At 69.9% G+C, this 12,558-nt stretch carries 12 protein-coding genes and 1 pseudogene; 8 read left to right on the forward strand and 5 right to left on the reverse strand.

What is annotated here, in order from left to right:
• Positions 1-302: 302 nt before the first annotated feature.
• The 4 genes and pseudogenes from ABD224_RS21465 to ABD224_RS21480 all read left to right on the forward strand — a co-directional run.
• Positions 303-677: a hypothetical protein gene (locus tag ABD224_RS21465; RefSeq protein ID WP_344052329.1), complete on the forward strand. Its 375-nt coding sequence runs from the start codon at positions 303-305 to the stop codon at positions 675-677.
• A gap of 329 nt (positions 678-1,006) precedes the next feature.
• Complete coding sequence (locus ABD224_RS21470) at positions 1,007-1,225, forward strand: hypothetical protein (protein WP_344052331.1); 219 nt, start codon at positions 1,007-1,009, stop codon at positions 1,223-1,225.
• Between the two features lie 92 nt (positions 1,226-1,317).
• Complete coding sequence (locus tag ABD224_RS21475; protein ID WP_344052333.1) at positions 1,318-2,313, forward strand: sporulation protein; 996 nt, start codon at positions 1,318-1,320, stop codon at positions 2,311-2,313.
• 193 nt (positions 2,314-2,506) lie between these two features.
• Positions 2,507-2,683: pseudogene (locus ABD224_RS21480) on the forward strand (Tellurite resistance TerB); the annotation flags it as partial.
• Positions 2,684-2,708: 25 nt separating this feature from the next.
• Here the strand turns inward: ABD224_RS21480 and ABD224_RS21485 are convergent.
• On the reverse strand, positions 2,709-3,356 hold the full coding sequence (locus tag ABD224_RS21485) for a TetR/AcrR family transcriptional regulator (RefSeq protein WP_344052336.1): 648 nt from the start codon (positions 3,354-3,356) through the stop codon (positions 2,709-2,711).
• Between the two features lie 111 nt (positions 3,357-3,467).
• Between ABD224_RS21485 and ABD224_RS21490 the strand changes: the two genes are divergently transcribed.
• The gene (locus ABD224_RS21490) at positions 3,468-4,493 is read left to right on the forward strand and encodes a glycoside hydrolase family 113 protein (RefSeq protein ID WP_344052338.1); all 1,026 of its coding nucleotides are present in this window, start codon (positions 3,468-3,470) and stop codon (positions 4,491-4,493) included.
• Between the two features lie 413 nt (positions 4,494-4,906).
• Here the strand turns inward: ABD224_RS21490 and ABD224_RS21495 are convergent, their stop codons facing one another.
• Positions 4,907-5,839 carry a M56 family metallopeptidase gene (locus ABD224_RS21495; RefSeq protein WP_344052340.1) on the reverse strand — a complete coding sequence of 311 codons (933 nt, stop codon included), beginning with the start codon at positions 5,837-5,839 and terminating at the stop codon, positions 4,907-4,909.
• A 6-nt stretch (positions 5,840-5,845) separates the two neighbouring features.
• Positions 5,846-6,235: a BlaI/MecI/CopY family transcriptional regulator gene (locus ABD224_RS21500; protein ID WP_344052342.1), complete on the reverse strand. Its 390-nt coding sequence runs from the start codon at positions 6,233-6,235 to the stop codon at positions 5,846-5,848.
• Positions 6,236-6,440: 205 nt separating this feature from the next.
• Between ABD224_RS21500 and ABD224_RS21505 the strand changes: the two genes are divergently transcribed.
• The gene (locus tag ABD224_RS21505; protein ID WP_344052344.1) at positions 6,441-6,707 is read left to right on the forward strand and encodes a GlsB/YeaQ/YmgE family stress response membrane protein; all 267 of its coding nucleotides are present in this window, start codon (positions 6,441-6,443) and stop codon (positions 6,705-6,707) included.
• A gap of 183 nt (positions 6,708-6,890) precedes the next feature.
• On the opposite strand, the gene ABD224_RS21510 is transcribed toward ABD224_RS21505, so the two are convergent.
• Complete coding sequence (locus tag ABD224_RS21510) at positions 6,891-8,165, reverse strand: DUF418 domain-containing protein (RefSeq protein ID WP_344052346.1); 1,275 nt, start codon at positions 8,163-8,165, stop codon at positions 6,891-6,893.
• Positions 8,166-8,500: 335 nt separating this feature from the next.
• Here ABD224_RS21510 and ABD224_RS21515 point away from each other — a divergent pair, with 335 nt between their 5' ends.
• Positions 8,501-9,136 carry an RDD family protein gene (locus ABD224_RS21515; RefSeq protein ID WP_344052348.1) on the forward strand — a complete coding sequence of 212 codons (636 nt, stop codon included), beginning with the start codon at positions 8,501-8,503 and terminating at the stop codon, positions 9,134-9,136.
• A gap of 197 nt (positions 9,137-9,333) precedes the next feature.
• Here ABD224_RS21515 and ctaD read toward each other — a convergent pair whose 3' ends face one another.
• Complete coding sequence (ctaD, locus tag ABD224_RS21520) at positions 9,334-11,049, reverse strand: aa3-type cytochrome oxidase subunit I (RefSeq protein WP_344052350.1); 1,716 nt, start codon at positions 11,047-11,049, stop codon at positions 9,334-9,336.
• A 597-nt stretch (positions 11,050-11,646) separates the two neighbouring features.
• Here ctaD and qcrC point away from each other — a divergent pair.
• A complete protein-coding gene (gene qcrC / locus ABD224_RS21525) occupies positions 11,647-12,456 on the forward strand; it encodes a cytochrome bc1 complex diheme cytochrome c subunit (protein ID WP_344052352.1) in 810 nt (269 codons plus the stop codon).
• Positions 12,457-12,558: the final 102 nt, after the last annotated feature.

Consider the following 12,558-nt stretch of genomic DNA (forward strand, 5'->3'; position numbering starts at 1 on the left):
TCCTCCCGGAATGGTGGGGACGGGACGGTGCAAGTGGTGCGGTCGAGCAGCGGCTCCTGACGCGTTGTCAAGAGGGCGGCTGTGAAAGGCCGCATCCCGGACGGGCGGAAGCAGATCCCGCCGGACGCGCCGGAGCTGATGGTGAGGGAGCCTAGGAATACGTGGTGAAACGCGTCAACAGTGCCTTGAGTGCGGCATGTTGCCTCGGTTTGTGCGGTGCCCTCGTCGGATCGGCGGCCGGCGGCCCGATGCCGGACGCGGGGATGGTGCCGCACCGCCGGCTCCCCGACACTGGTGCGGACATGGGCGATGGGGGGTGCGGGCATGGCGACGCCCAGGGAACCGGCGCGGCCGGATGGTGTCTGGTCCTCGCCCTCCCCGGCCTTCTCGACCGCCGACGGCTCGAGCGCCCGCCGGCCTCCTCGGAACCGGTCCCGTCGTCCCGGCGGCGCGGCCGGCGCCTCTGGCGGCATCTCGCCGTCGCCGCACTGCCGTTGTACGTCCTGCACCAGCCGGTCGTGGTCGCCGTCGCCTACGCCGTGATCGGCTGGTCGGCACCGGTCCCGGTCAAGTACGCCGCGCTTGTCGCGATCTCCTTCGTGCTCACCTTCGCCCTGTACGAGCTGCTGGTCCGCCGCATCCGGGCGACTCGTTTCCTGTTCGGGATGCGCTCCTGAGAAAGGTCATCCGCGCGGGAGGCCGGCAGTGAGGACCCGGCAGTGGAGACCCGGAAGTGAGGATCCGACAGTGAAGCCCGGTGAGGCCCACCGGCACGGCGGCCCTCCGCGAGTCCGGCCCGACCCGGAGGGAAGACCCCAAACCTTCCAGGGGGTGCGGAAAACGGGCCGGAAGAGCACTTCACCGTCGGTTCCGCAACCCCGCGTTTTCGGCCTTTTCCGATGTGTCCGTCAGGACCGGCCTCCTCCCTAGCCTCGACCGCCTTATGCTTCTACTTGTTTGTAGAAGACCCGGTGAACCGGGCCTCACACTTGTGGAGTTGACTCGCATGGCCTCGATCGACCTGGACAAGGTGCTGGACAAGGCGTGGGCGGACAAGAGCCTGCCCGAGATACTGGCCGCCCCGGTGGCCGCGCTGAAGGGGGTGTCCGACCGCGACGGCGAACTGCTGCAGGAGGCGTTCGGGGTCAAGACCGTGGCGGATCTGGCCGAGTTGAAGTACGTCCGCTGGGCCCAGGCCCTGGCCGCTCTCAACGCGGCCAAGTAACCGGCCCGCGAACCGTCGTGGTGCCGCGCGTCTCGGGGGCGGGCGGCACCGCCCTCATGGAACACATGCACGTTTAAGGAGTGGACGCCACCATGGTGTTCAAACGACTGCTCGGCTCGCTCGGCGTGGGCGGCCCCACCGTCGACACGGTCCTCGACCCGGGTCCGGCCCGGCCCGGCGGCGCGCTCACCGGTCAGGTCCATCTCAAGGGGGGCAACGCCGACTTCCAGATCGAGCACATCACCCTGGAGCTGGTGGCCCGGGTCGAGGCCGAGCACGAGGGGGGCGAGAGCGAAGGCACCGTCGCCTTCGAGCGGTTCACCGTCGGCGGCGGCTTCCGGCTCGCCGAGGGCGAGCAGCGCAGCGTGCCGTTCAGTGTGACGCTGCCGTGGGAGACGCCGATCACCGAGCTGCACGGACAGCCGCTGGGCATCGTGCTCGGCGTGCGCACCGAGCTGGCGGTGGCGGGCGCCAGGGACAAGGGCGACCTCGACCCGCTGGCCGTCGCCCCCCTGCCCGTCCAGGAGGCGATCCTCGAAGCGTTCGGCGGGCTCGGCTTCGGCTTCAAGTCGGCCGACCTGGAGTACGGGCGCATCGGCGGCACCGGACAGCAGCTGCCCTTCTACCAGGAGATCGAGCTCACCCCGCCCCCGCAGTACGCGCACCAGGTGAACGAGGTCGAGGTGACCTTCCTGGCCCACCCGGGCGGCATGGACGTCGTCCTGGAGGCCGACAAGCGCGGGGGTCTCTTCTCCGGAGGCCACGACGTCCTCACCCGCTTCACCGTCGGCCACCACGACTCCCGTGACTGGAACACGGAAGTCGACGGCTGGATGCGTCAGTTGATCGAGCACCGGGCGTCGTACGGCTCCCACGGCGCGTACGGCCACGGCGCCCCGTACGCCGGGCACGGGTACGGGGACCACCACCCCCACGGCGGCTCCCACCGCTCCGGCCCCGGCATGGGCACTGCCATCGCCGCGGGTGCCGCCGGGCTCGCGGTCGGTGTCGCCGGCGGCCTGGTCGCGGCCGAGGTCGTCGACGAGATCGGGGACTTCTTCGAAGGCGACGAGGAGGACGAGGGCTGACATCCGGCTCCGGGAGCCGGCGAGGAACGCACCAGCGGGGAGCGGACGGACGTACGCTCCGCTCCCCGCGGACAGCTTCCCCTTGATTCTTTTTGATTCCCTGATTCTCTTTCGCTGTTCTCCTGTGCCGGAAGAAGCACCGCTGTCCGGAGCCGCCCGGTCCGGGCATCCTTCCGGCACGTACGGAGTTCCCATGGCCCTGTGGGACCGCGTCAAGGAGTCCGCATCGACGATACGGACTCAGCTCATGGCGAGGAAGAACGCCCCGAAGAGCGGGGCCTTCCGGGACGCGGGCATGGCGATGCGCCCGCTGGTGGCCACCGCCGACGGCATCGTCGATCCCTCAAAGCGGCAGCGCGTCACCCGGCTGCGCCGGAGCCGCCAGTAGGACGGGTTCACTGATGCGAGCGCTGCTGTGCCTGTGCTTCGGCGGCGTCGAGTGCGGGTGCGAGTGCGGCGAGTGCGGAGCGGAGCAGATCGGGCAGCGAGCCGGACGGCACGACAAGCCCGTCGGCTGTGGGGGGCGCGGCCGGAGATTGGATCCACTGGTGGAGCGCGACCCGAACCGCGGCAGCCACGCTCGCCGCGAGCGCGCGGGCGGTGAGCGTACCGGTGCCGCCGAGGCGCTGGTCGATCGCGGCGGCGAGGGGGTGTTCGATCGCCGCGGTGGCGTCCAGGAACGCGTCGCACAGCGCGGGGTTGGCAGTGATCAGCAGCAGTTTGTCATGATCATGCGGTTCGGTGTACTGCTCCAGGATCGCTTCGGTCAGGGCGTCGGCGAGGCGGACATGGGCGGGCCTGGCTGCGACCGCCGCGGCGACCCGTGACTCCCGCTCGGCGGTGATGGCGGCGACGATCGCCTGTTCACGGCTGGAGAAGTAGTTGTTGTAGGTCCTCGGTGAGACCCCGGCGGCCTCTGCGATGTCGTCGACACGGACGTTGTCGGGTCCGCGTTCGAGGGCCAGCCGCAGTGCCGCCTCGCGCAGTGCCGCTCGGGTGGCCTGCTTCTTCTGTTCGCGCAGCCCGGTCCGCCTTGTCGTCACCCTCGCAGTATCCCAGCTGGGGTGCGCACACGCAAAATTGCGTGCACGAAAACTTGCGTGCACGCAATGTTTGTTTCTACGCTCGAGCCCTCCGACAGAAGGGCCAGACACATGCGTGCCAAAGGCATCTGCTACGACACCGGCTTCATCCGCAACGGCGACAACTCCCGGAAGCGCTTCGACCCCGACCTGGTCAGGAAAGAGCTGACCATCATCCGCGACGATCTCCACTGCAACGCCGTCCACATCACCGGCGGCGACCCGGAGCGCTTGGAGCTCGCCGCCCGCTGTGCCGCCGAGCTCGGACTGGAGATCTGGTTCTCGCCCTACCCGCTGGAGCTGACGGCCGATGAGATCCTCGCCCTGGTCGCCGACTGCGCGGAGCGGGCCGAGCGATTCCGGGCGCAGGGGGCCGAGGTCGTGTTCGTCACAGGCGTGGAGCTGAGCGTCATGAACCGGGGGTTCCTCGAAGGCGACAGCATCGACGAGCGACTCGGCTGGCTGCTGGGCGACCCGGCCCGCCGGCCCGAGAGAATCGCCGCGACCAGTGCTCGTGTCAACGCTTTCCTCCGCGAAGCCGTGGCGGTGGTCCGCGAGCGCTTCCACGGCAAGGTCACCTACGCCGCCATACAGTTCGAGGGCGCCGACTGGGACTTGTTCGACTTCAGGACCTTCGAACTCATCCGGTCCGCGGAGGTGGCCGACCGATTCCGGGACGGCGTGCGCAGCCTCGTCGCACAGCCCAAACCGGTCGCCATCACCGGCTTCGGCACCGCCACCTGGCGCGGCGCGGGTGACATCGCGCCCCGCAGCATGGACATCATCGAAACCGACGCGGTCACCGGCGCGCCGCTCCGGCTGACCGGGGAATACGAGCGTGACGAGGCGGGTCAGGCGGCATATCTGAGCGAGCTGCTGGAGATCTTCGACAGCGAGGGTGTCGACAGCGCCTTCGTGTTCCTCTTCGCGCTCTACAACCTGCCCCACCGCCCCGGCGGAGATCCCCGCGACGACCTCGACCTCGCCAGCCTCGGCATCGTCAAGGTGCTCGAAGACCGCCACGGCGACACGTACCCCGGCCTGCCCTGGGAGCCCAAGGCCGCCTTCGCCGCGATCGCCGATCACTACCGCGGCTGACTGCCTCACGTCGTCAGGGCTCGCGCCTGATGGTCGCGACACCCGCTCGCGGCCCGGCCGCGCGGCGCGGTGAAGCCGACGTCCGGGCGCAGGCCGGCGGCCGGTTCGTCGCCGAGCTCATGGGCGGAGTATGCGCCGAAGCGGCGGGTGTGCCCGGTCGGGTACGGCGAGATGTGCGTCAGGTCCTCGGGGCCGATGACGTGACGACCCTCCTTTGGGAGACCGGCTCGCCGTACCCACCGGAAGTCCCACCGCCGCCGGCGCCCGCACGGCCGTGACTCCTCCGCCCCGCGGGTCGCATGAGCCGCTTCCCGTGGGCCGCATGAGCCGCTTCCGGGCCCGCCTCGGCGAGGCGGGCCCACCGGGGCCCGGGGCGAACCCACCGGATCGAGGACCGGGTCGAAAGAACCGGGTCAAAGAGGGGTGGCGGCGTGCAGGATGAGGACCAGCGTCACGGCGGAGTTCGCGGACGACATCGCCGACACGGCGGTTCCCGCGGCAGCCCCCCACGCCGCCAGCCCCACCGAGGTGAACAGCGAGGGCCAGGAGCGCGCCGCCGGAGCGGGGGCGAGCAGGGCCGCCACCCTGCGCGGCACCGGTCCCGCCGAGGCGAAGCCCGCCAGTGTGCCCGCCGGGGTGCCCCGGGACACCAGGGCCGCCTTCCCGATCGCGCGCGCCACGGTCCGGCGGTTGCCGACCACTCGGGCCGCCTCCTCGTCCGCCCACCGCTCCGTCGTGTACGACACCGCCGTCCGCAGCGGCCGCAGGAAGGGATTGGCCCGCGCGGCCAGCTGGACCGTGAGGAGGAAGCGGTGGTGGCGGGCGGCGAGGTGGGCCCGCTCATGGGCGAACAGCGCCCGGCGCTCGGCCGGTTCCAGACAGTCCAGCAGGCCCCTGGTCACCACCACGCGATCCCGCCGGCCGCCCGGTAACGCGTACCCGTAGGGAACGTCGTCCGGAAGGACGGCCACCTCCGTGTCCCGCAGCCCGGCCAGCGCACGGTGGGCACGACGGCGCACCCGGCCGTGCCGCCACAGCGTCCGGCCGCATGCCACCAGCACCGCGAAGAGAGCGGGAATCGCCGCCTTGCCGGCGATCTCGTCGTACGGCACCGCCTCGCGCACCTGGGGGTCCGACCAGCCGTCGGGCAGCGGGTTGCCGGGCAGCTGGGCGGTGCCGACCACCATCAACAGGCCCAGGCACACCGTGCTGCACGTCGCCATCACCGCGGCCATCCCGGTCAGCAGCCTGGTCGCGGTCCACGGATGCAGGTGCTGCTCGGCGAGGCGCGCGATCGGCCATGCCGTCAGGGGCAGCACCAGCGGCAGAAAGACGAACATCCCCATGATGTCTCAGTCTTTCCCTTCCTCCCTGGACTGCCCCAGCAATTCCCGCAGCAGGCGTTCGTCGTCCGGCTCGAGAGCGGTGACGAAACTGGCCAGCACCGCCTCCCGGTCGCTCTCGGCGTCCAGCAGTCTGCGCATCTTCCGGGCGGCCAGACCCGCCTGGTCCGACGCGGGCGTCCAGGCGAAGGACCGGCCGGCCCGCTCCCGGGTGACCACGCCCTTGGCCAGCAGCCGGGTCAGGATGGTGACGACGGTCGTATAGGCGAGGTCTCCGCCCAGGCGTTCCTGCACCCAGCCGGCCGTCGCCGGGCCGTCCGCCTCCCGCAGCGCGGACAGGACCAGTGCCTCCAGCTCGCCCCGCCCCCGCCTGCGGGAACGCTGCCGCTGCTCCGCCACGCCCTGTCTCCCCTCCGCTGCCGTCCGTTTTCCGAGCGGACATCGTATAGACGTCGCACGGACGTCCTCAGGACTCCCACGCCCTTCCCCGCGTCTCGCCGGCCCACACCACTTTTCCGCCACTTTCTCTACAAGGTTGTAGAACTGAACTGCCCGGGGTATGTCCGCAGAGCGCGGAAGAACCACGGAAAGGAGCGCTGGGGAGATGGGTGTCATCGCATGGCTGGTGCTGGGGCTTCTCGCCGGAGCGATCGCCAAGGCCGTCCTGCCCGGACGTGACCCGGGCGGCTGCATCGGCACGACGTTCATCGGCATCGCCGGCGCCTTCGTGGGCGGCTGGCTGTCGGCGACGTTCCTCGACCGGCCGGTGCAGCGGGAGTTCTTCGACCTCGCGACCTGGGTCTCGGCCGTCGTGGGCGCCCTCGTGCTGCTGGTCGCCTACCGCCTGCTGTTCGGCAACTCCCGGGACTGACCCAGGACTTCCGAAGCGACGGCCCGGGGCCCGCGGCACGACCGCGCCGCTCCGCCGGCTCCTCCGCCCTCCCTCTTCTCCCTGGTGTGTGTTCTCCCCGGTGTGCCTCCATGGTGTGCGGGTCTTCACGGCCCTTGCCCCGGATCCCCGGTGGCTTGTCCCGGGCCCGGCGGCGGTGCCGGCTCAGGGGACGCGCTGTGCGGGGCGGGTGACGGCGTGGAGGACGTGCTCCAGGGGACCGCGCCGGAAGCGGCGGGTCCAGGCGGTCGCGAGAAGCAGGGCGGCCGCGACGAAGGCGAGAAGCACCGGCAGCGCGGACATGCCCTCCTCCTCGATCACGGTCATGTGCAGGACGTCGGCGATGAACCACAGGGCGACGATGTGCAGGACATAGGCGGTCAGCGCCGTCATGCCGACCGCGGACACCGGTTCGGCCAGACGCGTGAGGCGTGGCATCGTGCCGGCGACGGCCAGGCAGACGGCCAGCACGACGAGGGCGACGCCCGCGTTGCCGAGGACGGAGAAGGTCGTCTGGCTGTGCGGTGCGGCCACCAGCAGCCAGGCCGCCGGTGTGTGCTCCATGGGTTCACCGGCGGTGTCGGACCACCACGCGGACGACACCGACGCGCTGCCCGTGGCGTGCGCGACGGCGGAAAGAGCGTGGGGCACCAGGTGCAGCGCCAGCCAGGAGCCGCCGTAGCCGAGCAGGGCGAGGGCGCCGCCCGTGAGGGCCAGCCGGGAACGGACGCCGGCGCCGGTGAGGTCGAGCCTGGCCACTGCCATGCCCGTGAGCAGGAACGGCATCCAGGTGAGGGCCGGATACTGCCCGGTGAACAGGAGCTCCACCATCCCGTCGGTACCGGTGATCCGGGCCAGCGGGTCCTTGGCGACGACGGCGTCCGCCCAGTTCCCTTCCTCCACCGACCTCCGCAGCACATGGAGGACCTGGGGAAGGACGAGGGCCTGTACGGCGGCGAGGAGGGCCAGCGTCCCGGCCCGCAGCCGGTGCAGGGGAAGGGACACGAGGAAGAGCAGTCCGTAGAAGCTCAGGATGACGTGGACTCCGGCGTCCAGAGCGGTCAGAGCGTAGCCGAGCACCATCAGGACGACGGCGCGGATCACGATTCTGGCCACGGCCTGACGGCCGGCGCGTCCCGTCCTCGGGTGCGGCCGTCCCGTGATGAGGACCAGGGAGAAGCCGGCGAGCACCGCGAAGAGGGCGGAGGAGCGGCCTCGGGCCATCTCCATCAGGAATCCCACCGGTCCGCCGACCGTCGCATCGGGGCCGACATGGGCCGCGTACATACCGAGGACGGCGAGTCCGCGGGCCAGGTCGACACCGACCAGCCGCCCCGCCGACGGCGTGCCGGTGGAGGCGGAGGAACGAGCTGCCTCACGTCCGTCCCGGACTGTGGGGGACACCCTGGTCGGCACAGCCGGCGATACGTTCTGCGTCATGCCCTCGTTCTGCCGCGCATCCGGCGCCGTCATCCCGGTGTTCCGCCGAAATGCACCCCACCGAGCGACCGGAGCGATCCGGCCGACGGGCCGGGAACGCAACGTGGGCCGACTGGCGGGCAACGCCTCCGGTCCGCGCTGCGTTTGCCGCTCGGGCAGGTCACCGGCGATGTGTGCGGCGGGCCCGCGAAGAAGGCGGCGACTGCTCCGGCCGCCAGGTCACCGGGGTGAGCCGCCGGGCCACCGGGTTGAGACGTTCTCCCCGCCTTCTCCGCGTCCCGCGGACCGTGTCACTACCCTGATCAGCCGTCACATGAGGTTCAGGGGGGACACACATGCTGAGACTTCGTCGGACTGTGGCCTGGTCCATCGACTTCGCCCTGGTGCTCCTGCTGGCCTGGGGGCTCGCGGGGTTCACCTTCCAGCGGATCTCCGCGCTCGTCACCGACGTGCCCGACCTCGCCGTCCGCGGTGGTCTCGAACTGCTGGCCTCGCGCGGTGACGTGATCGACGCCTCCGGGGACCTGGGCCTGTCGCTGTGGAACAGGTCGGTGCTCTACGTCCAGCAGGCCTTCGGTCTGCTGATCGTGGCGACCTTCCTCTACCAGTGGGCGTGCCTCGCCCTGCTCGGCCGGACCCTCGGCAAGGGGCTGACCGGGCTGCGGATCACCCCGCGCCGTCCGCGCCGGGCGGCGCTCAGGGCGGCAGTGACCACGGCGGCGGACGTCGCCGTCTACGCCGTCGCCTGCATCCTGCTGGTCGAGGGGCAGATCATGCTGTCGGTGCTGGCCTGGATGGCCGCGGTGGCGCTGTTCCTGGGCAACGCGCTGCCCGTGCTCCTTCCCGGCCACCGCTCCCTCGCCGACCGGGTGGCGGGCACGACAGTGACCGGTGTCGAGTGGGGCAGGCTCGGTGAAGGACTTCGTTCCGGTCGGTTCCGCCTGCCGCCGTCCAGGCCCACGGAGTGGTGACCGGGTCGGCCGCCGCGGGGTCCGCGGCCGACCGGAGACACCGGAAACGAAGAACGGGGCCGGCCCTCACCGGGGCCGGCCCTTCGCCTGTCCGCGTGCCGCGGGGTGCGTCGGTCTGTGACCGCAGGACGGAAGCGGTGGTCGTGCGGAACGCCATGACACCGCCGCCGGACCCTTGACTTCGCGGCACCGCGCGATCACGACCGGGTGTCTTTGTGCCCCCTGGCCTCCACGGCGTCGCGCCGTCCGAGGTTCTCCGCCTGGTCCACCTCCGCGACATCCGGGTGGTGGAGGTCGAAGGCGGGGGACTCGGAGCGGATGTGCGGCAGGGTGACGAAGTTGTGCCGCGGCGGCGGACAGGAGGTCGCCCACTCCAGGGCACGGCCGTAGCCCCAGGGGTCGTCGACCGTGACCTTCTTGCCGGTCTTGGCGGTCTTCCACACGTTGTACAGGAACGGCAGGGTCGACAGGCCCAGCAGGAAGGCGCCGATGGAGGAGACGGTGTTCAAGGCGGTGAAGCCGTCCGCGGCCAGATAGTCGGCGTAGCGGCGGGGCATGCCCTCGGCGCCGAGCCAGTGCTGGACCAGGAAGGTGGTGTGGAAGCCGACGAACAGCGTCCAGAAGTGGACCTTCTCCAGGCGGTCGTCGAGCATCCTGCCGGTCATCTTCGGCCACCAGAAGCTGAAGCCGCCGAACATCGCGAAGACGATGGTGCCGAACAGCACGTAGTGGAAGTGGGCGACGACGAAGTAGCTGTCGTGCACGTGCCAGTCCAGTGGGGGCGAGCCGAGGACGACACCGGTCAGCCCGCCGAAGAGGAAGGTGACCAGGAAGCCGATCGCCCACAGCATCGGAGCCTCGAAGGACAGCGAGCCCTTCCACATGGTGCCGATCCAGTTGAAGAACTTCACCCCGGTGGGGATGGCGATGAGGAACGTCATGAAGGAGAAGAACGGCAGCAGCACGGCACCGGTGGTGAACATGTGGTGCGCCCACACCGTCACCGACAGGCCCGTGATGGTGATGGTGGCGCCGACCAGCCCCATGTAGCCGAAGATCGGCTTGCGGGAGAACACGGGGATGATCTCGGTGACCACGCCGAAGAACGGCAGGGCCAGGATGTAGACCTCAGGGTGGCCGAAGAACCAGAACAGGTGCTGCCACAGGATCGGCCCGCCGTTCTGGGCGTTGAAGATGTGGGAGCCGAAATGACGGTCCGACTCCAGCGCGAGCAGGGCGGCTGCCAGCACGGGGAAGGCCACCAGCACCAGCACCGAGGTCAGCAGCACGTTCCAGGTGAAGATCGGCATCCGGAACATGGTCATGCCCGGGGCGCGCATGCAGATGATCGTGGTGATGAAGTTGACCGCGCCGAGGATGGTGCCGAACCCGGTCAGCGCCAGGCCCATGATCCACAGGTCACCGCCGAGATACGGGGTGTGCTCCTTGCCGCTGAGCGGGGTGTAAGCGGTCCAGCCGAAGTCGGCGGCGCCCTGAGGGGTGAGGAAGCTGGCGAGCACGATCAGGGAGCCGAGCGCGAACAGCCAGTACGACAGCATGTTCAGCCGTGGGAACGCCACGTCGGGCGAGCCGATCTGCAAAGGCATGACCGCGTTGGCGAAACCGGCGAACGTCGGCGTTGCGAACAGCAGCAGCATGATGGTGCCGTGCATGGTGAACGCCTGGTTGTACTGCTCGGCGGACAGGAACTGCAGACCCGGGCGGGCCAGCTCCACCCGGATCGCCATCGCCAGCACCCCGCCGATCAGGAAGTAGACGAACGAGGTGATCAGGTACAGATGCCCGATCTTCTTGTGGTCGGTGGTGGTCAGCCAAGAGACGATCACCTGCCCCTTGGTGCGGCGTTCCACCGCCGGTACGGGAGAGACCGGCTCAGTTGCCTGTGTCGCCATCAGAGTCCTTAATCAATGACCGAAACACGGCGGTTCCAGCAGCACGGACGGGCACGCGTCTCGCTCTTGTTCCCGGGCAGCGCGCAACCAGTTGTGAGGAACCTATTCCTGTCTGTTTCGGCATCACCGCGTGCGGGCGGGGAGGATGCGGCCGAACGGCCGATCTTTCCATCCGTTCGAGTGCATTGCCGGATCACATGAGACGAAGCCGCGGGTGCCGGTGCCGCACAGCGGACTCATGGCATGCGCACGCGGGAAGTGCCGACGGTCGCTCACCGTCCGTACAAGGGTGCGGGGCCGGTCGTGGGACGGCCGATACGCTCCCGTGCCACGGCCGACTACGCCATACGGTGCCGCTCCGGCTCCAGAAACACGGCTGACACCCCCGACTCTGGAATAGTCGTGGGCACTTCGTGCCACGCGGCGCGTGGTGCCGAACGATCCGGGAACCACGACCCCGGAAGGACGACAGCGCACACCGGTACCGGGCCGGCACCGCTTCGCCTCCTCGCCGGGATCCACAAGATCAACTAGCCGTGAACGCTCCCGTGCACATCCTGGAAGTATCGACGCAGGAATCCGATAGCGGGGTAATCCGTGAAAAAGCTGTCCGCGCGACGACGCCATCCCCTGGCGGCGGTCGTCGTCCTGCTCCTCGCGCTGGCGGGCACCGGGGGGCTGTACACCGCGTTCGCGCCCGCGAGCAAGGCGAAGGCCGAGAGCACCGCCCAGTCCCTCGCCATCGAAGAGGGCGAGAGGCTCTATCAGGTCGGCTGCGCCAGCTGCCACGGCACCAGTGGTGAGGGCACCGCCGACGGTCCCAGCCTGGCGGGCGTGGGCGCCGCGGCGGTCGACTTCCAGGTGGGCACCGGCCGTATGCCGGCCCAGCAGCCGGGCCCGCAGATCCCGCAGAAGAGGAAGATCTACACCCAGGCCGAGATCGACCAGATGGCCGCGTACGTCGCCTCGTTCGGCCCCGGCCCGGCCATTCCGGCGAAGAACCAGTACAACCCCGAGGGCGCCGACGCGGCCAAGGGCGGTGAGCTGTTCCGCAACAACTGCGCCCAGTGCCACAACTTCACCGGCAAGGGCGGTGCGCTGACATACGGAAAGTACGCCCCGACTCTCAAGGGTGTGAGCAACAGGCACATCTACGAGGCCATGCTGACCGGCCCGCAGAACATGCCCGCCTTCCCCGACAGTGTGCTGACGGAGCAGAACAAGAGAGACATCATCGCGTACCTCAACGAGGTCAACGGCCCTGAGACCGTCAACCGCGGAGGATTCGGACTGGGAGGTCTCGGACCGGTTTCCGAAGGGCTGTTCGGCTGGGTCTTCGGGCTCGGTGGACTCGTCGTGGTCGCCGTCTGGGTGGCCGCTCGGACCGCAAAGGCCAAGAGGTCATGAGCAGTCACGACATTCCAGAACAGAACCTGCCTGCCGGGCAGGCTGCCGTTGAGCGCGGGCGCGGTGCGGTCTCGGTCGCGGACGAGCGGAATCCGTTCGCCG

It is taken from the genome of Streptomyces thermoalcalitolerans, assembly GCF_039525155.1.
Taxonomy (GTDB): domain Bacteria; phylum Actinomycetota; class Actinomycetes; order Streptomycetales; family Streptomycetaceae; genus Streptomyces; species Streptomyces thermovulgaris.